We start from the raw sequence: 18,714 nt of genomic DNA, 5'->3' as shown, positions 1-18,714 counted from the left end.
GCCGCTGTCTCAGTTTTCCTGCAACAACGGCTGCAGGGCTTTATCGATGGCTTCCCGAGCGCGGAAAATCCGGGAGCGCACGGTACCCACCGGACACTGCATGACGCTGGCAATGTCCTCGTAACTCAGACCATCGAATTCACGTAAAGTTAAAGCCGTACGCAAATCTTCTGGCAGTTGCTGAATGGTTCGATGGACGGTGCCTTCGATCTCATCCCGCAGCAATGCACGTTCTGGCGACTCGAGATCCTTGAGGCCATGATCGCCATCGTAGAACTCTGCATCCTCGGAACTGACATCGCTATCCGGCGGCCGACGGCCGCGTGAAACCAGATAGTTTTTCGCCGTGTTGATGGCGATGCGGTAAAGCCACGTATAAAACGCGCTGTCTCCGCGAAAATTACCAAGTGCACGGTATGCCTTGATAAAGGCTTCCTGTGCGACATCCTGGGCTTCATGGGTGTCGTGCACGAACCGCACGATCAACCCGAGAATTTTGTGCTGGTATTTCAGCACTAGCAGATCGAAAGCTCGCTTGTCGCCGCGTTGAACGCGCTCGACCAGCTGCTGATCCTCTTCCTGGGTTAGCATGAACACTCCTCGATAAGCTCGAAGGAGGCTTGCATTACTGAACGACCAGACTTGCAAACATAGACTCGGGCTTTTCGCAAAAGTTCTCCCCCTTCAAGCAAGTTTCCTGCGCGCTCTGATTTGGCACGCACGAAAAGCGCAGCGCGGGATAACCCGGCTGCGCGAATAATCTTGTCATCGGATTCGTCAGCAAGGACCCAACCGCAAGTCCCGCACCGAAGCCGACACTGTCCCTTGTTTCAGACAACCCTCTATTGATCTTGGGCCTTTGGCAAAAGTTCCATATTTATAGCTGCCCGAAACCGACATTGTGCAGCTGTGAAAAGAAAAAGACTGTTAAATCCACGATACAGTCGCCTTGTCGCCGAAGCCCTCAAAAAAACTTCCGACGAAGCGTCCAGCCTTTTCCGTCACAGTAGTTTCACAATGCCATGCTGGCCCGGCTATTGTGCCGCTCCCCCCCTCTATATACTAGTGGGCTGTGTGGCTGTCTTGACTCGCCGATCCAGCTGTCTTGCGCCAACCCCGTCCCGGGTCGCTTTGAGCGGAATCCTGAAATGAGCCAACAGTTTCAACACGATGTTCTGGTAATTGGCAGCGGTGCTGCCGGCTTGAGCCTTGCGCTGACCTTGCCCGGTCATTTGCGCATCGCCGTATTGAGCAAAGGCGACCTTGCCAATGGCTCAACCTTCTGGGCCCAGGGCGGTGTCGCTGCCGTTCTGGATGACACCGACACTGTCGAATCCCACGTCGATGACACCCTCAATGCCGGTGGTGGCCTGTGCCATGAGGACGCCGTGCGCTTTACGGTCGAGCACAGCAGAGAGGCGATTCAATGGCTGATCGACCAAGGCGTGCCCTTTACCCGCGATGAACAGTCCGGCACCGAAGACGGTGGTTTCGAGTTTCACCTGACCCGCGAAGGCGGTCATAGCCATCGGCGTATCATCCACGCCGCCGACGCGACGGGCGCGGCGATCTTCAGAACCCTGCTCGATCAGGCCAAACAGCGTCCCAACATCGAACTGCTGGAGCAGCGAGTCGCGGTCGACCTGATCACCGAAAAGCGCCTCGGCCTTGAAGGCGATCGTTGCCTCGGCGCCTACGTGCTCAACCGCAGCACCGGTGAAGTCGACACCTACGGCGCGCGCTTCGTGATCCTTGCATCGGGCGGTGCGGCAAAAGTCTACCTCTATACCAGCAACCCCGACGGCGCCTGCGGTGATGGCATTGCCATGGCTTGGCGTTCGGGCTGCCGGGTGGCGAACCTGGAGTTCAACCAGTTCCATCCCACCTGCCTTTATCACCCGCAAGCCAAGAGTTTCCTGATCACCGAAGCCCTGCGCGGCGAAGGCGGACATCTGAAGCTGCCCAATGGCGAACGCTTCATGCAGCGTTTCGACCCACGGGCCGAGCTGGCACCACGGGACATCGTCGCCCGCGCCATCGACCATGAGATGAAGCGCCTGGGTATCGACTGCGTTTACCTGGACATCAGCCACAAGCCCGAAGACTTCATCAAAACGCACTTCCCGACGGTCTATGAACGCTGCCTGGAATTCTCCATCGACATCACTAAACAACCGATCCCGGTGGTGCCGGCGGCGCACTACACCTGCGGCGGCGTGATGGTCGATCAGCGGGGCCGCACCGACGTGCCGGGCCTGTATGCGATTGGTGAAACCAGCTTCACCGGCCTGCATGGCGCCAACCGCATGGCCAGCAACTCGCTGCTGGAATGTTTCGTTTACGCCCGTTCGGCTGCAGCGGACATTCTTGAGCAGTTGCCAGACGTGTCGATTCCGACCGCCCTGCCCGTTTGGGATGCGAGCCAGGTCACCGATTCCGACGAAGACGTGATCATTGCGCACAACTGGGACGAACTGCGGCGATTCATGTGGGACTACGTCGGCATTGTGCGCACCAACAAGCGCCTGCAACGGGCTCAGCACCGGGTGCGTCTGTTGCTGGATGAAATCGACGAGTTCTACAGTAATTACAAGGTCAGCCGGGATTTGATCGAGCTGCGTAACCTGGCGCAAGTAGCCGAGCTGATGATTCAGTCAGCCATGGAGCGCAAGGAAAGTCGCGGCCTGCATTACACCCTCGACTACCCGAACATGCTGCCGGTCGCCCTGGACACTATTCTGGTGCCGCCCACCTACGCCGACTGAACTTGAGCCGAACCCGCAGGCGTCGGTGCACATCCGCCGCCTGCGAATCGCGCGGCACACAGATCGCCCTGACCCGTCGCTCATCGCGCAGACGAAAACGCAGAACCACAATCAATGGCAACGCCAGACTGTCCGGTCGCAGCTGCACGGGCTGCCAACCCACCGCCTGATTCCACAACTGCCAACCATCGGCATCACGACGCAAGCCGCGAAACGCTTGCGGGTGTGTCAGCAGAATCTGTCGCGGCAATGCCCAGACGCCATGAGCCAGACAGCAAAAAGCGCCGAGCAAAGTGGCCCAGACTGGTAGGGAAAGAAGAAACAACGAACCCAGCGCGAATAGCTGGGCCAGAAGATACACCGCCAGCAACTGCCGTGAGGCATGCCAGCGGCATTCGAACGCGTTACTTGGGCTGGACACGATCCAGAATCATGCGAACCATGCGCTGAAGCTCCGGATCTTCGGACTCGTTGCGCTCCATGAACCAGCCGAACATGTCCTGATCCTCACACGTCAGCAGACGGACGTACAGATCACGATCCACCTGGTTGAGGTGCGGATAAACCTCTTTCACAAACGGCACCAGCAACACGTCAAGCTCAAGCATGCCGCGGCGACTGTGCCAGTAGAGGCGATTCAGTTCAACTTGTTCGACCATGGAGCGCTCCTCAAATAGGCGGCAAGTATACAGCCCCGGGCCTGCTCGAACAGTCGGCTTTGGTCGCCCCCGACGAACCTTTGTGAACTACCCATTTCATGGGCGCCCCCTTATGATGTCCCTCGGACTCTTTACCCTGCGATGACCCATGGCCGATTCTGCTTTTTTCTGCACCCTGTCTCACGAAGGCGTTCTCGCGGTACGCGGCGCGGATGCCGGCAAATTCCTGCAAGGCCAATTGACTTGCAACCTTGATTACCTGAGCGATACCCAGGCCAGCCTTGGCGCGCGCTGCACGCAGAAAGGCCGGATGCAGTCGAGCTTCCGCATTCTGCTGGAAGGCGACGGCGTGCTCATGGCGATGGCCAGCGAACTGCTGGAGCCGCAACTGGCGGACCTGAAAAAGTACGCGGTGTTCTCCAAATCGAAACTGACCGATGAAAGTGCCAGCTGGGTTCGCTTTGGCCTTGAGCATGGTGATGCGGCACTGACCAGCCTGGGCCTGGAACTACCGGCAGAAACCGACAGCGTGGTGCGCAATGACGGCCTGATCGCCCTTCGCGCCTCGCCTGACCGTGCTGAACTCTGGGTTCGCGCCGATCAAGCCGACACCATCAAGGGCAAGCTGTCTGCTCTGTTGGCCGAAGGTGAATTGAACCAATGGCTGCTGGGCCAGATCCGCGCCGGGATCGGTCAGGTCATGCCGAGCACCCGCGAGCTGTTCATCCCGCAGATGCTCAATCTGCAAGCCGTCGGTGGTGTGAGTTTCAAGAAAGGTTGCTACACCGGCCAGGAAATCGTCGCGCGCATGCAGTATCTGGGCAAGCTCAAGCGCCGGTTGTATCGCCTGCAACTGGAGGCCAGCGAATTGCCGGAGCCCGGCACCCAATTGTTCTCCCCGACCCACGGCAGTTCGATCGGTGAAGTGGTGCTGGCCGCCCGCGCCGAGCAAAACATTGAACTCCTTGCGGTGCTGCAAGCCGAAGCGGCAGAAGATGGCAACCTGCACCTTGGCGCACTCGAAGGTCCGGGCCTGCATCTGCTCGACCTGCCTTACCAACTGGACCGTGATCGCGAAATCCAGCGTTAACAGCAGCACTTGTCGCAATACCCTAGAGAAAAGAAATGATCGAGCTGGCGGATAAGGTCCAACAGGATTTGGTTGAGGCCATCGATAACGATGACCTGGTTCTGCCAACGTTACCGGAAGTGGCCCTGCAGATTCGCAAGGCCGCTGAAGACCCGGAAATCAGTGTCACCACACTGAGCAAAGTGATTGGCCGCGATACCGCGCTGTCGGCGCGCCTGATCAAAGTGGTCAATAGCCCGTTGCTGCGCGCGACCCAGGAAGTGACTGACCTGCACACGGCCATCACCCGACTGGGCGTCAATTACAGCAGCAACCTGGCCATTGGCCTGGTGATGGAACAGATCTTCAATGCCCGTTCCGAAGTGGTGGAACAGAAAATGCGCGAGGTCTGGCGCAAAAGCCTGGAAATCGCCGGCGTCAGTTACGCGTTGTGCCGCAGTTATACGCAACTCAAGCCTGATCAGGCGGCGCTCGGCGGGCTCGTGCATCAGATAGGTGTACTGCCGATCCTGACCTATGCCGAAGATCACTATGAATTGCTGTCTGACCCGATCAGCCTCAACCATGTGATCGACCGGATTCATCCTCTACTCGGCGATAAATTGCTCAGGGTCTGGGAGTTTCCGGAAATGCTGGTGCAATTGCCGGGGCTGTATCTGGATTTCAAGCGGCAATCGGAACGGGTCGATTATGTCGATCTGGTGCAAGTGGCCAGCCTGTATTGCCACAAGGACACTGATCATCCACTGGCCCGTATTGATCCATTCAGCGTGCCGGCCTTCAAGAAGCTGGGGATCGATCCGGAAAACGAGGCGATGTGCAAAGATCTGGAAGAGTCGCGCTCGATGTTTTACTGATTGTGAACACAAGCAACTGTGGCGAGGGAGCTTGCTCCCGCTCGGCTGCGCAGCAGTCGAAAACCCGATAAATAGGGTTTAACTGAAATACTGCGGTGTATGGTTTTGGGGCTGCTTCGCCGCCCAGCGGGAGCAAGCTCCCTCGCCACAAAAGCCTCTGTGCCACAGGTGTGGTGTTCACTCTCCAGCAATAAAACTCACCCGCACCTTCAGCCCCGCCTGCTCGCCATCGTGCAAGCTGATCTGCGCCAGGTGGGCGCGGCAGATCTCGCCGACGATGGCCAATCCCAGTCCCGATCCAGCCACCTGTTGGTTACGCCGATAAAAACGCTCGAACACCCGTTCCCGTTCTTTAAGAGGAATCCCCGGGCCATCGTCCTCGACCTCCAGCACCGCCGGCGTCATGACCCGCAGGATCACATTGCCGCCCGGTGGCGTGTGGGCCAGCGCGTTGTCCACCAGATTGCTCAATAGCTCGTTCAACAGCGTCGGCTCGCCGCGCAGCCACACCGGTTCGTCGGCTTCCAGCGCCAGTGCCACGCCACGTGCATGGGCCAGCGGCGCCATGGCCATGCCCAGTTCCCGGGCCAACTGACTGAGGTCGAGCAACTGCGCACCGCCCTCAGCGATTGCCCGGGCGCCATTCTCGACCCGTGCCAGCGAGAGCAATTGATTGGCCAGGTGAGTCAGGCGATCTGTGTTCTGGGCGGCGGTTTCAAGGGTGTTGCGCCAGGTTTCGGGTTCGTTCGACCGCATGCCCAGTTCGAGTCGTGCCTTGAGCGCCGCCAACGGGGTACGCAACTCATGGGCGGCATCGGCGATGAACTGCGCCTGACGCTCGAACTGCCCGCGTAAACGCTCGGTGAAGTGATTGAGCGCGCGCACCAGCGGCCCCAACTCATGCTGCACTTCTACCAACGGCAAGGGCCGCAAGTCATCGGGCTGACGCTCTTCCACCGCCGTGCGCAAGCGTTCCAGCGGACGCAGCGCCGCACTGACCGCAAACCACACCATCAGCAACGCACCGATCGCCAGCATGCCCAGACGCAACAAAGTGTCAGCCATCAGGCTGCGAGCCATGCGGACCCGCGCCTCATCGGTTTCCGCCACGCGAATTTCCGCCATGCCGTTCATGTTCGGCTCGCTGACCGCTTTGAGCAGGCTGACCACTCGCACGTTCTGCCCTTGATAAGTGGCGTTATAGAAACGCGCCAGCGCCGGATAATCATCGGTACGTGGCGTTCCCGGCGGCGGCGGTGGCAGGTTTTCGTAACCCGAGATCAGCTTCTGATTGATGTCATTGACCAGGTAAAAAATCCGTCCGGCACTGTCGTAGGCGAACGTATCGAGGGCCACGTAAGGCACGTTGGCGCTGAGGCTGCCATCGCGCTGGGACAAGCCGGCGGCGATGGTCCGCGCCGAGGCCAGCAAGGTCCGGTCATACGCAGTATCAGCGGCTTCGCGGCCGTTCCAGTACGCGCTCAAACCACTGGCCAGCATCAACACTACCAGCAACAGCGCGAGGTTCCACAGCAACCGCCAACGCAGGCTGCTGAGCTTATGCATCGCGGCTTTCCAGCAGGTAGCCAAGGCCGCGGAAGGTCACGATGGCTACCGGTTGACCATCGAGTTTCTTGCGCAAGCGGTGAACGTAAATTTCGATGGCATCGGGACTGGCTTCCTCATCCAGACCGAAAACCTGGGCGGCCAATTGCTCCTTACTCATCACTCGACCGGGACGGGCGATCAGGGCTTCGAGCACCGCCTGCTCGCGAGAGGTCAGGGTCAGCAATTCTTCGCCGAGGGTGAAGCGGCGGGTGTCCAGGTCATAGGCCAGCACGCCACAACGCTGCTGGCGTTCACCGCCGAGCACACTGCGACGCAGCAAGGCTTTCACCCGGGCTTCGAGTTCGGTCAGCTCGAAGGGTTTAGCCAGGTAATCGTCAGCCCCCAGGTTCAGGCCATGGACCCGATCCTTGACGTCGCTGCGGGCGGTCAGCATCAGCACCGGCAGGTTCTTGCCCCGGGCCCGCAGGCGCGCCAGCACTTCGAAGCCATCCATGCGCGGCAGGCCGACATCGAGGATCGCCACGGCGTATTCCTCGCTGCTCAAGGCCAGGTCGGCTGCCACACCATCGTGCAGCACATCCACGGTCAGGCCGGTGCTCTTGAGCGCCTGGGCGACACTTTCGGCAAGCTGCAGGTGGTCTTCGACGAGCAGAACACGCATGGATCTTTACCTCATTCAGGGATGGTCGACGCCATTCTTTGGCGCGGAGTTTACAGCCGCATCCGTCGCTGTGAAGCCCGAAAACCGTGAAAGTCAGCTGAAAGGTTAGCGAAAGGTTGGCCGGTTAGAGTCCAGCCACGGACAGTTTCGACTGCCGTCGCTACCGCACATAGCGTACGAAAAACGCCTCGAAGCGTTTTCGCCAATAAGAACAATAAACGGAGTACGTCACCATGCTGTCCATGCAGCTTCAGGCTCGCCCGCCTGCTCGTTTTTCCCGCCTCAGCCACACCGCCCTTGCCAGTGCCGCCGCTCTCGCCGGCTTTTCGCCGTTGAGCCAGGCTGCCTTCTTCGAAGACAGTACGGCAACCTTCGAAACCCGCAACATGTATTTCAACCGCGACTTTCGCGACGGCACCAGCGCCCAGCAATCCAAGCGGGACGAATGGGCCCAGGGGTTCATGCTCAATCTGCAATCGGGTTACACCGACGGCACCGTGGGGTTCGGTGTCGATGCGCTGGGCATGCTGGGGGTAAAACTCGATTCAAGTCCGGACCGCACCGGCACCGGCTTGTTGCCGACCCATGACGATGGTCGCGCGGCTGACGAGTATTCCAAGCTCGGCCTGACCGGCAAAGTGAAAATCTCCGCCACGGAGCTGAAAATCGGCAGTCTGATTCCGGAATTGCCGATCCTCAAGCCCAACGACGGGCGCATTCTGCCGCAGACCTTTGAAGGCGGTCTGCTGACCTCCAAAGAGATCAAGAACCTGACCTTCACCGGCGGGCGTCTGGAGAAAGCCAAGGACCGCGACAGCACCGACTTCGAGGACATCGCCCTCAACAACAAGAACAGCCGTTTCGCCGGCACCGTGGCCGGCAAGCACTTTGACTTTGGCGGCGTGGACTACAAGTTCACCGACAAGATCACCGGCAGCTACCACTTCGCCCAACTCGATGAAGTCTACAACCAGCACTTCCTCGGCGTGGTCGCGTCGCAACCGTTCGGCCCCGGCACCTTCGGCACTGACTTGCGCCTGGCCATCAGTGATGACGAGGGCGCAGCCCGTGGCGGCCCAATCGACAACAAATCCCTGAACGGCCTGGTGAGCTACGCCTTGAACGGGCATAAACTCAGCGCCGGCTATCAACACATGTCCGGTGACAGCGCTTTCCCTTATGTCGATGGTAGCGATCCTTACCTGGTCAACTTCGTGCAGATCAATGACTTTGCCGGTGCCGAAGAACACTCCTGGCAGGCACGTTACGATTACGATTTCTCCAAACTCGGCATTCCCGGCCTGAGCTTCATGAGCCGTTACGTGAGCGGTGACAACATCAAGCTCAAGAACGGTGACGAAGGCAAAGAGTGGGAACGCAACACCGAGATCAAATACGTCGTACAAAGCGGCACCCTGAAAGACGTCGCCGTACGCCTGCGCAATGCCACCTACCGTTCCAACTACTCCGCTCGCGATGCCGATGAAGTGCGTCTGCTGGTGAGCTATAGCGTTGCCCTTTGGTAATTCAGTACGTCCATAACAAAAACTCTTAAGGAGACTTGAATGAACCTATCACTGCGTAAAGTTGCTCTGGCCGCCAGCTGTGTACTGTTTGCCGGCCAATTGATGGCCGAACCGAAACGCCCGGAATGTATCGCTCCGGCGTCGCCAGGCGGCGGTTTCGACCTCACCTGCAAACTGGCGCAAAGCGCGCTGGTCAACGAAAAACTGCTGACCAAACCGATGCGCGTGACCTACATGCCCGGCGGTGTCGGCGCGGTAGCGTACAACGCGGTGGTCGCTCAGCGCCCAGCCGATGCCGGCACACTGGTGGCATGGTCCAGCGGTTCGCTGCTGAACCTGGCGCAAGGCAAGTTCGGTCGTTTCGATGAAACCAACGTTCGTTGGCTGGCAGCTGTCGGCACAAGCTATGGCGCCATCGCGGTGAAAAGCGATTCGCCTTACAAGACCCTGGACGACCTGGTTCAGGCGCTGAAGAAAGATCCGAGCAAAGTGGTGATCGGTTCCGGCGGCACCGTCGGCAGCCAGGACTGGATGCAAACCGCACTGATCGCCAAGGCAGCCGGGATCAACCCGCGCGACCTGCGTTATGTTGCCCTCGAAGGCGGCGGTGAAATCGCCACCGCCCTGCTCGGTGGCCATATCCAGGTCGGCAGCACCGACATCTCCGACTCCATGCCACACATTCAGAGTGGCGACATGCGTCTGCTGGCTGTGTTCTCCGAGAAGCGTCTGGACGAGCCGGAAATGAAAGACATTCCGACCGCTAAAGAGCAAGGCTACGACATCGTCTGGCCAGTGGTTCGCGGTTTCTACCTCGGGCCAAAAGTCAGCGACGAAGACTACGCTTGGTGGAAAAACGCCTTCGACAAACTGCTGGCCTCCGAGGATTTCGCCAAGCTGCGCGATCAGCGTGAACTGTTCCCGTTCGCCATGACCGGCCCGGAGCTGGACACCTACGTGAAGAAGCAGGTCGCGGACTACAAAGTGCTGGCCAAAGAGTTCGGCCTGATCCAGTGATCGCCTCTGTCTAGCGGCCACGACCCCGGTTCTCGGGGTCGTGGTCCAGGAGTTCCTCATGCTCATACAACGCATTTTTGCTTCGGCGCTGTTGCTGGTCTGTGTCGGTCTGGCACTGATGGCGTGGCCGTATCAAGCGGCTTTTTCCTACGAACCGGTTGGGCCTCGGGCCTTCCCCCTGCTGATGCTCGGCCTGATGGGCCTGGCGTTGCTGTACATGGCGTTTCGACCGGCGCCGATTGTGCACAGCGACGATGACCCGAAACTGGACCGCGAAACCCTGACCAAAATCGGCATCTGCGTGCTGCTGTTGCTGGTGTTCGCCGGGACCTTCGAGCCCCTTGGTTTCATCGTCGCCAGCATTCTGATCGGTGTCCCGATGGCACGCCTGTATGGCGGCCGCTGGCTGCCCAGCGCGGTGATCATCAGCCTGATGGCCATCGGTCTTTATCTGCTGTTCGACAAGTTGATGGACGTGCCACTGCCGCTGGGCGTGCTCGACGTTCTGGAGAACTGATATGGATACTCTTGGCTATTTGGGTCAGGGCTTCGGCGTCGCGCTGACCCCGTACAACCTCGTGACCGCGCTGTGCGGCACCCTGATCGGCACCGTCGTCGGGCTGTTGCCGGGGCTGGGGCCGATCAACGGCGTGGCGTTGCTGATTCCGATCGCGTTCGCACTCGGCCTGCCACCGGAGTCGGCGTTGATCCTGCTGGCGGCGGTATATCTGGGTTGCGAATACGGCGGCCGGATCAGCTCGATCCTGCTGAACATTCCGGGTGAAGCCTCCACCGTAATGACCACCCTCGACGGTTATCCGATGGCCCGCAAAGGCCTGGCCGGTGTAGCGCTGTCGCTGTCGGCGTGGAGTTCGTTCATCGGTGCATTCATCGCGACGTGCGGCATGGTGCTGTTCGCTCCGCTGCTGGCGAAATGGGCGATTGCCTTCGGACCGGCGGAGTATTTCGTGCTGATGGTGTTTGCGATTGTCTGTCTCGGCGGCATGGCCGGCGACCGACCGCTCAAGACCTTCATTGCGGCGCTGATCGGTCTGTTTCTGTCGAGCGTCGGCATCGACGCCAACAGCGGCGTGTACCGTTTCACCGGGGATAACATTCACCTGACGGACGGCATTCAATTTGTCGTGCTGGTATTGGGCCTGTTCTCCATCAGCGAAATCCTCCTGCTGCTGGAAAAAACCCATCGCGGCCAGGAAGCGGTGAAAGCCACCGGGCGCATGATGTTCAACTTCAAGGAAGCTTCGGCGGTGTTCGTGGTGAACATCCGTTGCGGTTTGCTGGGTTTCATCATGGGCGTGTTGCCGGGGGCCGGCGCGACGCTGGCCAGCGCTGTGGCCTACATGACCGAGAAACGTATTGCCGGTGCCAAGGGCACGTTCGGACAAGGCGACATGCGTGGCCTAGCGGCGCCGGAAACCGCCATCGGTGGCGCCGCCTGCGGTGCACTGGTGCCGATGCTGACCCTCGGCGTTCCGGGTTCGGGTACCACGGCGGTGATGATCGGCGCACTGTCGCTGTACAACATCACCCCGGGCCCGCTGTTGTTCCAGCAGCAACCGGACATCGTCTGGGGCCTGATCGCGTCGTTGTTCGTCGCCAACGTGATGCTGGTGATCCTCAACATTCCGATGATCCGCATCTTTACCCGCATCCTCGCCGTGCCGAACTGGGCACTGGTGCCGGTGATCGCGATCATCACCGGGATCGGTGTCTACGCGGTGCATGCCACCACGTTCGACCTGTTCCTGATGATCGGCATCGGTATCTTCGGCTACATCCTGCGCAAGTTGGATTTCCCGTTGTCGCCGGTACTGCTGGGTTTCATCCTTGGCGGTCTGATGGAGCAAAACCTGCGTCGCGCGCTGTCGATTTCCAACGGTGCGCTGGAAATCCTCTGGTCGAGCCCGATCACGTTCGGTTGCTGGGTACTGACGGCAATCATGCTGCTGATGCCGCTGCTGCGCATCTGGCGCAAACGTTCGGTCGCCCGTCGCGCTCTCGCCGATGTCTGATCGGCCCCCCTTCAAAAGCTGGTGGGGAACACCGCTGGTCGGTCTGCTGGGCGGTTACCTCGCCAGCCAGATCGGCTGGCCACTGCCGTGGATGGTCGGCTCGTTGCTGGCGATCATCCTGGTGCGCTGTCTGACGCCCTGGCAATTGGCGGAAATCCCTGGCGGCCGCAAGTGCGGCCAGTGGATCGTCGGCATCGGCATCGGCCTGCACTTCACCCCGGTGGTGATGGAGCAGGTGCTGAGCCACTTCGGTCTGATCTTCTTCGGTGCGCTGGTTACCAGCCTGTCCGCAGTGGTGGGGGTCTGGTTGATGCGGCGCACCGGGGAAGATCGCGCCACTGCATTCTTTTCCAGCATGCCGGGCGGCTCCGGGGAGATGGTCAACCTCGGCGCCCGCAACGGCGCGGTGCTCAGCCGTGTCGCGGCGGGGCAGAGTTTGCGGGTGTTGGTGGTGGTGCTGTGTGTGCCGGCGGCGTTCAAGTATCTGTTGGGTGATGGTGCGCCGGTCTTGCATCCAACAACCGTCGACTGGTGGTGGCTGGCCATTCTGTTCCCGGCGGGCGCCCTTGCCGCCTGGATCTGGGAGCGGCTGCGACAACCCAATCCTTGGCTGTTCGGACCGTTGCTGGTGACTGCGACGGTGAGCATTGCCTGGGACCTGCACATCGGTCTGCCCAACGGCGGCAGTCAGATTGGTCAGTGGCTGATTGGCAGCGGGTTGGGGTGTCACTTCAATCGGCAGTTCTTCCGGCGGGCACCGTCGTTCATGGGCCGAACCCTGCTTGGCACGGTGTTGACCATGTTGATCGCAACTTTGGCGGCATTGGGGTTGAGTGCGCTGACCCATCTGGATCTGCGTTCGCTAACGCTGGGCATGATGCCCGGCGGAATCGCCGAAATGAGCCTGACGGCGGAGACCCTGCAATTGTCGGTGCCGTTGGTGACGGCGATGCAGGTAATGCGGTTGTTGTTTGTATTGTTTCTGGCGGAACCGTTGTTTCGGTATTGGGACCGGGAGCCGGATTCTCCCTGATAGACCGAGTCGCTTTTATCGCGGGCAAGCCCGCTCCCACAGGGTCGCGTAGTCCTTGTGGGAGCGGGCTTGCTCGCGAAGGGGCCCTCCCGGTCAACACATCAGACCGACGGCAATCGCCACTCGATCGGCGTCTCGCCATTCTGCTCCAGAAACTTGTTCGCCCGGCTGAAGTGCCCGCAGCCGAGGAAGCCGCGATAGGCGGACAGCGGCGACGGGTGGACCGAGGTCAGCACCAGGTGTTTGGTGGCGTCGATGAGTTTCTGTTTGCTCTGGGCATGCGCCCCCCATAGCAGGAACACCAAATGTGGCTGGTGCTCGCTGACCACTTCGATAATCCGGTCGGTAAAATATTGCCAGCCCTTGCCCGCATGAGCGTTGGCATTCGCGCGTTCCACGGTCATGGTGGTGTTGAGCATCAACACGCCCTGCTCTGCCCAACTCTGCAGATAGCCATGGTTGGGAATGTCGATGTTCAGGTCGCGCTTCAACTCTTTATAGATGTTCACCAGCGACGGCGGTGCCGGAACGCCTGGTTGCACCGAGAAGCACAACCCATGGGCCTGGCCCGGGCCGTGGTAAGGGTCTTGACCAAGGATGACCACTTTGACCTTGTCCAGCGGCGTGGAATTGAGCGCGTTGAAAATCATCGGTCCGGGTGGATAGATCTCTTTGCCCGCCGCGCGTTCCTGTTGCAGGAATGTGCGCAACTCTGCCATGTAAGGCTGGTCGAATTCGGCACGCAGTGCCTCCTTCCAGCTCGGTTCGAGTTTGATACGGTCGTCAGCAGTCATGGTTACATCCGGCAAAAACAATGGGGCGAACCCTAGGAAACCCTATCTCCCTTGTCAATTGATCTGACGCAGATCCGGCACTTTCCTATAGAGCGATCATACTGAACGCTCAATTTCCCGATCGAGGTCACGATGAATCTGCACTTCGAAGAACTCACCGGCACCGACGGCGCACGCATCGGCATCGCCAGCCTGGATGCCGAAAAGTCCCTCAACGCCCTCTCCTTGCCGATGATCAACGCCCTGCGCGATCAACTGGACGCCTGGGCCAAGGAGCCACAGATCGTTTGCGTGCTGCTGCGCGGCAATGGCACCAAGGCTTTTTGCGCCGGCGGAGAAGTGCGCAGCCTGGTGGAGGCGTGTCGCGCCCACCCCGGCGAAGTGCCGCCCTTGGCTGCAAACTTCTTTGCGGCAGAATATCGCCTCGACTTCAACCTGCACACCTACCCCAAACCGCTGATCTGCTGGGGGCATGGTTACGTGCTGGGCGGCGGCATGGGGCTGCTGCAAGGGGCGAGCATTCGGATCGTTACGCCGAGCAGCCGGTTGGCGATGCCGGAGATCGGCATCGGCTTGTACCCGGACGTCGGCGCCAGTTGGTTTCTATCGCGGTTGCCCGGCAAGCTCGGAGTGTTTCTCGGCCTGACCGGCGCCCAGATGAACGGTCGTGATGCAATCGATCTGGACCTCGCCGACCGCTTCCTGCGCGATGATCAACAGCATGAGCTGCTCGAGGGTTTGCTGCAATTGAACTGGCAGGAACAGACAGCCATGCAGCTCAACAGCCTGCTCAAGGCCTTGCAGCAGGAAGCGATCGCGCAGCTGCCCGAAGCGCAGTGGCTACCTCGACGCGAGCAGATCGACGAACTGTTGGATGTCAGCGACGTTCGATGCGCCTGGAAGGCCATCAGCACGCTGCGCGATCATTCCGACCCGCTGCTCGCTCGTGCCGCCAAAACCATGACTGAAGGCTCGCCCCTGACCGCTCATCTGGTGTGGGAACAGATCGACCGCGCCCGGCATCTATCGTTGGCTCAAGTCTTTCAGATGGAATACACCATCAGCCTCAACTGCTGCCGTCATCCGGAGTTCAGCGAAGGCGTGCGAGCGCGGTTGATCGACAAGGACCAGAAACCTCGCTGGCACTGGCCGGACATCAATAATGTGCCGGAGGCGGCGGTGGAGGCGCATTTCCATAAGGTCTGGGAAGGTCGGCACCCTCTGGCCGATCTGTCGGAATACTGAAACTCAGGCACAAAAAAGCGGCGCTTCAAGCGCCGCTTTTTTATTGAGTGGCTTATCGGCGGTGGCCTCGGCCATCGCGATCGCCATCATGGTGATCGCCCCTGCCGCTACGATGATCCGACCTATTGTGGCCTCGATAGTCATCGTTCCGACCGCCTCGTTGACGGCCGTCCCACCCGCCGCGGTCATGACGGTCCCATCCACGATTCTGGTAGCCGCGGTAGTCGTAATAGCGCGGTGCCGGTTGATAAACCCGCGGCTGTGAGTAATAACGCGGCGTTGGCTGGTAATAGCGTGCAGGCGGTGAGTAATACCTGCGCGGGGCCGAGTAGTAACCACCATCGGAGTAGTAAGACCCGCCGCCGGAGTAATACGGCGCTGGGGACGTGTAGACCTCGGAACGGTAGTAGCTGTCTCCTCCATCGGAATAGGGTACGCACGCACCAAGAAACAATCCCAATAGAGCAATCAGCAGAATTTGGTGGAGCTTTTTTTGACAGAGCATGGCGGCCTCCTGGACCGCGAGTGAGCCACACCAGCGACGCTGGCAGGCGACAGTCAATTGTTCACAACTGTCGAAAGATCAGACAGTGAAATCGGAATCTGGTGCGCTCCTGCAACACTCTGAAACAAGTAGCCGATGAAAGGTTTTTCATCTATCCAGAAGAAAACGGCGCGCTCGTGAGGCCGGGCGCGCCGCTGTCTTCGTGAATTGGTTAACGGTGCCCGCGATAGTGTCCACCGTGGTAATGACGGGGCCCACTGAAATAATAGTAGCGATAGCCCCCGTAAAAACGCGGGCCGCCGTAGTAGTAAGGAGAGTAGTTATAGCCGGGATAGTAATAAGGTGCCGGATAAACATCGGCACCACCAGCGTAGTAATAGCAGCCGGACAAGCCCAAACCAAAAAACACACAGAGCAGTATTCGGCGGAGCTTCTTCTGACAAAGCATGGCGGCCTCCTGGAAGACCCGCAAACAGCAGTCGGCACAGGCCGGCTGACACCTGTTTTGACTTTCAAACCGGCACCGAGTGCCAGACAGCGCCTGGCCTTCAGATCAGCGGCCAGCTCAAGCTGGCTTGCGCATGGCTGCTCGCCGACCGATCATGCGCGGTCTCGGGCCAAACAAACCGGCCGTAACCGAATTGCCCCTTCATGAATAAACCTGATCTCTGCCCGGCTTGCGGCGCCTCCAACGACTGCAGCCTGGCTGACCCGCGAACCGTCGATCGTGCCTGCTGGTGCTACGGCGTCAGCATCGATCCGGCGGTGCTCCAGGCACTGCCAGTCGAACTGCGCAACAAGTCCTGCCTGTGCCCGGCCTGCGCCCAGGTCGAGATGCAGTTGCAAGCAGCCGCTTGGCCGATCACGTAAGATGCGCGGCGCTCTCCCATCGAATCCTCCCACCGAACCCTAGCCATGCGCGTTGACCGCTTTCTCAGCAACCTGCCCCGTTTCAACCGTAAGCAGGTACGCCTGTTGCTGGTGGAAAAGCGCGTGAGGGTCGACGGAGAAGTCGTCAGCGACCCTCACGCCGAGGTGCTCGAGTTCAGCCGCGTGGAAGTCGACGACGAGGTGCTGCAAGTTGGCAAGCCGGCCCGCTACTTCATGCTGTACAAACCACCCGGCTGCGTCAGTGCCACCCGTGACCCGCAACACCCGACGGTGCTCGACCTGATCGATGAACCGGACAAGGAAGACCTGCACATCGCCGGCCGTCTGGATTTCAACACCACCGGCCTGATGCTGATCACCAACGATGGCAGCTGGTCGCGACGCCTGACGCAACCGCAGACCAAACTGCCCAAGATCTACCACGTCGAGACGGAGCAGGACATCACTGCCGAATACGCGATCACCTTCGTCAAAGGGCTGTATTTCGCCTTCGAAGACCTCACTACCCAACCTGCCGAACTGGTCGTACTCGGGCCAAAATCTGCGCGCCTGAGCATCGTCGAGGGCCGCTATCATCAGGTTAAACGGATGTTCGGCCACTTCGACAACAAGGTGTTGCGCCTGCACCGCGAACGCATGGGACCGCTGGTGCTCGACGACACGTTGAAGCCCGGCGAGTACCGGCCGTTGAGCAGCGATGAGATCCGATTGATCTAAGCAGGCGACCGCTCAGCAGAAGTCGCGAAAAATTTTACGAAAGATACTTGCGCGATGACGTGACCCCTGCTTGAATCAGGACGTCGGCGCGAAATGTGACCGACGAGTCACCAAAACTACTCTAAGAAACTTTTTGCCGGCAGAGAACCCTCAGGTTCCGCCTTCCCCCGGCAAACTGCCCGCTTATAACAATACCCGTCGACCGGATTTCAATGGATCGACATGGGCCTTCAAAATTCCAGGCGTATGCCTACCTGTCACAAAGCTCGTGCAATCTGATTTGCGCGCATACCCGCTTGCCAGGAGTCTTATGTCATGAGGCCAGAAATCGCTGTGCTGGATATACAGGGTCAGTATCGGGTCTACACGGAGTTCTATCGCGCAGACGCCGCAGAGAAGACCATCATTCTGGTCAACGGCTCGATGTCCACGACTGCGTCGTTTGCACAGACCGTGAAAAACCTTTATCCGCAGTTCAATGTGGTGTGCTACGACCAGCCCTACGCGGGCAAGTCAAAAGCCCACAACCTGCATGAGAAAATGCTCACCAAGGAAATCGAAGGGCAGATCCTCCTTGAGCTGATCGACCACTTCGCCGCCGAGCACGTGCTGTCGTTTTCCTTTGGTGGCGCCGCCACTCTGGTCGCCCTCGCCCAACAGCCACGGCGCATCGAAAAGGCTGTGATCAGCTCGTTCTCGCCGGTGGTCAACGAGCACATGCTCGACTACCTTGAGCGCGGTGTCGATTATCTCGGCAGCCGTGACGGGAGCCGGGTCGGTGACTTGGTGAACAGCACCATCGGCAAACACCTGCCCTCGCTGTTCAAGCGCTTCAACTACCGTCACGTCAGTTCGTTGGCCGAACATGAATACGGGCAGATGCATTTTCACATCAGCGACGTGCTCAACAGCGATCGTCAGTGCTACCTGAACACGGCGAAGAAAATCAACGTGCCGGTGCTGTTCATGAACGGGGAATGGGACGAGTACACCGCCGCCGACGATGCCAAGCTGTTCGCCGGCCACGTGCAGCACAGCACCTTCAGCACCCTTCAGGCCACCGGCCACTTTCTCGACATGGAGCACAAAGCCGCCTGCCGAGACAGCCGCAACGCACTGCTGGGCTTCCTGAAACCGACGCAACACGAAAGCCGACCGCGTTACCACTACGTTCAGGACCACCATGCATTGGCAATTTGAAACAGAGTCATCGCGAGCAATCCCCGCCCTGCAGCCTTAAACGTTCCTGTAGAAGCGAGGCTTGCCCGCGAATGACCGCAATGCGGTCTCTGCTTTCGTTTCACCCGTGCTAAAGCCATCGCGTGCAAAGAAAAACTTCATTTTCACACGCA

At 59.6% G+C, this 18,714-nt stretch carries 20 protein-coding genes; 12 read left to right on the top strand and 8 right to left on the bottom strand.

The features are described 5' to 3' along the window. Positions 1–9: 9 nt before the first annotated feature. A complete protein-coding gene (rpoE, locus tag ACZ3HH_RS13730; protein WP_003172477.1) occupies positions 10–591 on the bottom strand; it encodes an RNA polymerase sigma factor RpoE/AlgU in 582 nt (193 codons plus the stop codon). A 557-nt stretch (positions 592–1,148) separates the two neighbouring features. Between rpoE and nadB the strand changes: the two genes are divergently transcribed. After that, the gene (nadB, locus tag ACZ3HH_RS13725) at positions 1,149–2,765 is read left to right on the top strand and encodes an L-aspartate oxidase (protein WP_367374505.1); all 1,617 of its coding nucleotides are present in this window, start codon (positions 1,149–1,151) and stop codon (positions 2,763–2,765) included. Here the strand turns inward: nadB and ACZ3HH_RS13720 are convergent. Together ACZ3HH_RS13720 and ACZ3HH_RS13715 are read right to left on the bottom strand one after the other, a co-directional pair. Next, on the bottom strand, positions 2,734–3,186 hold the full coding sequence (locus tag ACZ3HH_RS13720; protein WP_465805315.1) for a protein YgfX: 453 nt from the start codon (positions 3,184–3,186) through the stop codon (positions 2,734–2,736). The two genes, nadB and ACZ3HH_RS13720, sit on opposite strands and share 32 nt — an antisense overlap. Further along, positions 3,170–3,424: an FAD assembly factor SdhE gene (locus ACZ3HH_RS13715; RefSeq protein WP_030132661.1), complete on the bottom strand. Its 255-nt coding sequence runs from the start codon at positions 3,422–3,424 to the stop codon at positions 3,170–3,172. Before ACZ3HH_RS13715 ends, ACZ3HH_RS13720 begins: the two co-directional genes overlap by 17 nt. A gap of 148 nt (positions 3,425–3,572) precedes the next feature. Between ACZ3HH_RS13715 and ygfZ the strand changes: the two genes are divergently transcribed. Together ygfZ and ACZ3HH_RS13705 are read left to right on the top strand one after the other, a co-directional pair. Then, positions 3,573–4,514, top strand: a complete 942-nt coding sequence (gene ygfZ / locus ACZ3HH_RS13710; RefSeq protein ID WP_465805313.1) for a CAF17-like 4Fe-4S cluster assembly/insertion protein YgfZ — start codon at positions 3,573–3,575, stop codon at positions 4,512–4,514. A gap of 35 nt (positions 4,515–4,549) precedes the next feature. Continuing rightward, a complete protein-coding gene (locus tag ACZ3HH_RS13705; RefSeq protein ID WP_465805310.1) occupies positions 4,550–5,371 on the top strand; it encodes an HDOD domain-containing protein in 822 nt (273 codons plus the stop codon). A 177-nt stretch (positions 5,372–5,548) separates the two neighbouring features. On the opposite strand, the gene ACZ3HH_RS13700 is transcribed toward ACZ3HH_RS13705, so the two are convergent. Together ACZ3HH_RS13700 and ACZ3HH_RS13695 are read right to left on the bottom strand one after the other, a co-directional pair. Beyond that, positions 5,549–6,937, bottom strand: coding sequence for a sensor histidine kinase (locus ACZ3HH_RS13700; protein WP_465805308.1), 1,389 nt, complete (start codon positions 6,935–6,937; stop codon positions 5,549–5,551). Next, positions 6,930–7,601, bottom strand: a complete 672-nt coding sequence (locus ACZ3HH_RS13695; RefSeq protein ID WP_007898613.1) for a response regulator — start codon at positions 7,599–7,601, stop codon at positions 6,930–6,932. Before ACZ3HH_RS13695 ends, ACZ3HH_RS13700 begins: the two co-directional genes overlap by 8 nt. A gap of 233 nt (positions 7,602–7,834) precedes the next feature. On the opposite strand from ACZ3HH_RS13695, the gene ACZ3HH_RS13690 reads away from it, so the two are divergent. The 5 genes from ACZ3HH_RS13690 to ACZ3HH_RS13670 are packed head-to-tail and all read left to right on the top strand — an operon-like array spanning position 7,835 to position 13,210. Next, positions 7,835–9,127: an OprD family porin gene (locus ACZ3HH_RS13690; protein ID WP_465805306.1), complete on the top strand. Its 1,293-nt coding sequence runs from the start codon at positions 7,835–7,837 to the stop codon at positions 9,125–9,127. 39 nt (positions 9,128–9,166) lie between these two features. Continuing rightward, positions 9,167–10,144, top strand: a complete 978-nt coding sequence (locus tag ACZ3HH_RS13685; RefSeq protein ID WP_123721952.1) for a Bug family tripartite tricarboxylate transporter substrate binding protein — start codon at positions 9,167–9,169, stop codon at positions 10,142–10,144. Positions 10,145–10,202: 58 nt separating this feature from the next. Then, positions 10,203–10,661 (top strand): tripartite tricarboxylate transporter TctB family protein, encoded by a 459-nt coding sequence (locus ACZ3HH_RS13680; RefSeq protein ID WP_465805304.1) that lies wholly within the window; start codon positions 10,203–10,205, stop codon positions 10,659–10,661. A gap of 1 nt (position 10,662) precedes the next feature. Beyond that, a complete protein-coding gene (locus ACZ3HH_RS13675) occupies positions 10,663–12,177 on the top strand; it encodes a tripartite tricarboxylate transporter permease (protein WP_123721954.1) in 1,515 nt (504 codons plus the stop codon). After that, on the top strand, positions 12,170–13,210 hold the full coding sequence (locus ACZ3HH_RS13670) for an AbrB family transcriptional regulator (RefSeq protein WP_465805302.1): 1,041 nt from the start codon (positions 12,170–12,172) through the stop codon (positions 13,208–13,210). The genes ACZ3HH_RS13675 and ACZ3HH_RS13670 overlap by 8 nt, the downstream gene beginning before the upstream one ends. Positions 13,211–13,311: 101 nt before the next feature. Here ACZ3HH_RS13670 and ung read toward each other — a convergent pair whose 3' ends face one another. Next, positions 13,312–14,004: a uracil-DNA glycosylase gene (gene ung / locus ACZ3HH_RS13665; protein ID WP_008074486.1), complete on the bottom strand. Its 693-nt coding sequence runs from the start codon at positions 14,002–14,004 to the stop codon at positions 13,312–13,314. A gap of 132 nt (positions 14,005–14,136) precedes the next feature. Between ung and ACZ3HH_RS13660 the strand changes: the two genes are divergently transcribed. Then, entirely contained in the window at positions 14,137–15,249 is a 1,113-nt protein-coding gene (locus ACZ3HH_RS13660) for an enoyl-CoA hydratase/isomerase family protein (protein ID WP_465805300.1), read from the top strand. 52 nt (positions 15,250–15,301) lie between these two features. Here the strand turns inward: ACZ3HH_RS13660 and ACZ3HH_RS13655 are convergent, their stop codons facing one another. Together ACZ3HH_RS13655 and ACZ3HH_RS13650 are read right to left on the bottom strand one after the other, a co-directional pair. Beyond that, positions 15,302–15,754 (bottom strand): hypothetical protein, encoded by a 453-nt coding sequence (locus tag ACZ3HH_RS13655; protein ID WP_465805299.1) that lies wholly within the window; start codon positions 15,752–15,754, stop codon positions 15,302–15,304. Between the two features lie 211 nt (positions 15,755–15,965). Then, positions 15,966–16,202, bottom strand: coding sequence for a hypothetical protein (locus tag ACZ3HH_RS13650; RefSeq protein ID WP_465805297.1), 237 nt, complete (start codon positions 16,200–16,202; stop codon positions 15,966–15,968). Positions 16,203–16,405: 203 nt separating this feature from the next. Here ACZ3HH_RS13650 and ACZ3HH_RS13645 point away from each other — a divergent pair, with 203 nt between their 5' ends. The 3 genes from ACZ3HH_RS13645 (at position 16,406) to ACZ3HH_RS13635 (ending at position 18,562) form a co-directional block, all read left to right on the top strand. Beyond that, on the top strand, positions 16,406–16,624 hold the full coding sequence (locus ACZ3HH_RS13645; RefSeq protein ID WP_465805295.1) for a cysteine-rich CWC family protein: 219 nt from the start codon (positions 16,406–16,408) through the stop codon (positions 16,622–16,624). A 45-nt stretch (positions 16,625–16,669) separates the two neighbouring features. Further along, entirely contained in the window at positions 16,670–17,362 is a 693-nt protein-coding gene (locus ACZ3HH_RS13640; protein WP_465805293.1) for a pseudouridine synthase, read from the top strand. 315 nt (positions 17,363–17,677) lie between these two features. Beyond that, the gene (locus tag ACZ3HH_RS13635) at positions 17,678–18,562 is read left to right on the top strand and encodes an alpha/beta fold hydrolase (RefSeq protein ID WP_465805291.1); all 885 of its coding nucleotides are present in this window, start codon (positions 17,678–17,680) and stop codon (positions 18,560–18,562) included. Positions 18,563–18,714: the final 152 nt, after the last annotated feature.

The sequence above is a fragment of the Pseudomonas sp. PME37.24/025 genome, assembly GCF_055556615.1.
The sequence above is the reverse complement of the archived record's forward strand: the minus strand, read 5'-3'. Positions and strand labels throughout refer to the sequence as shown.

Coding starts and splice junctions, on each gene's coding strand:
- ACZ3HH_RS13670 (WP_465805302.1), top strand. CDS start 12,170: ATGTCTGATCGGCCCCCCTTCAAAAGCTGGTGGGGAACACCGCTGGTC.
- nadB (WP_367374505.1), top strand. CDS start 1,149: ATGAGCCAACAGTTTCAACACGATGTTCTGGTAATTGGCAGCGGTGCT.
- ACZ3HH_RS13700 (WP_465805308.1), bottom strand. CDS start 6,937: ATGCATAAGCTCAGCAGCCTGCGTTGGCGGTTGCTGTGGAACCTCGCG.
- ACZ3HH_RS13645 (WP_465805295.1), top strand. CDS start 16,406: ATGAATAAACCTGATCTCTGCCCGGCTTGCGGCGCCTCCAACGACTGC.
- ygfZ (WP_465805313.1), top strand. CDS start 3,573: ATGGCCGATTCTGCTTTTTTCTGCACCCTGTCTCACGAAGGCGTTCTC.
- ACZ3HH_RS13675 (WP_123721954.1), top strand. CDS start 10,663: ATGGATACTCTTGGCTATTTGGGTCAGGGCTTCGGCGTCGCGCTGACC.
- ACZ3HH_RS13685 (WP_123721952.1), top strand. CDS start 9,167: ATGAACCTATCACTGCGTAAAGTTGCTCTGGCCGCCAGCTGTGTACTG.
- ung (WP_008074486.1), bottom strand. CDS start 14,004: ATGACTGCTGACGACCGTATCAAACTCGAACCGAGCTGGAAGGAGGCA.
- ACZ3HH_RS13695 (WP_007898613.1), bottom strand. CDS start 7,601: ATGCGTGTTCTGCTCGTCGAAGACCACCTGCAGCTTGCCGAAAGTGTC.
- ACZ3HH_RS13705 (WP_465805310.1), top strand. CDS start 4,550: ATGATCGAGCTGGCGGATAAGGTCCAACAGGATTTGGTTGAGGCCATC.
- ACZ3HH_RS13680 (WP_465805304.1), top strand. CDS start 10,203: ATGCTCATACAACGCATTTTTGCTTCGGCGCTGTTGCTGGTCTGTGTC.
- ACZ3HH_RS13650 (WP_465805297.1), bottom strand. CDS start 16,202: ATGCTTTGTCAGAAGAAGCTCCGCCGAATACTGCTCTGTGTGTTTTTT.
- ACZ3HH_RS13690 (WP_465805306.1), top strand. CDS start 7,835: ATGCTGTCCATGCAGCTTCAGGCTCGCCCGCCTGCTCGTTTTTCCCGC.
- ACZ3HH_RS13715 (WP_030132661.1), bottom strand. CDS start 3,424: ATGGTCGAACAAGTTGAACTGAATCGCCTCTACTGGCACAGTCGCCGC.
- ACZ3HH_RS13660 (WP_465805300.1), top strand. CDS start 14,137: ATGAATCTGCACTTCGAAGAACTCACCGGCACCGACGGCGCACGCATC.
- rpoE (WP_003172477.1), bottom strand. CDS start 591: ATGCTAACCCAGGAAGAGGATCAGCAGCTGGTCGAGCGCGTTCAACGC.
- ACZ3HH_RS13640 (WP_465805293.1), top strand. CDS start 16,670: ATGCGCGTTGACCGCTTTCTCAGCAACCTGCCCCGTTTCAACCGTAAG.
- ACZ3HH_RS13635 (WP_465805291.1), top strand. CDS start 17,678: ATGAGGCCAGAAATCGCTGTGCTGGATATACAGGGTCAGTATCGGGTC.
- ACZ3HH_RS13655 (WP_465805299.1), bottom strand. CDS start 15,754: ATGCTCTGTCAAAAAAAGCTCCACCAAATTCTGCTGATTGCTCTATTG.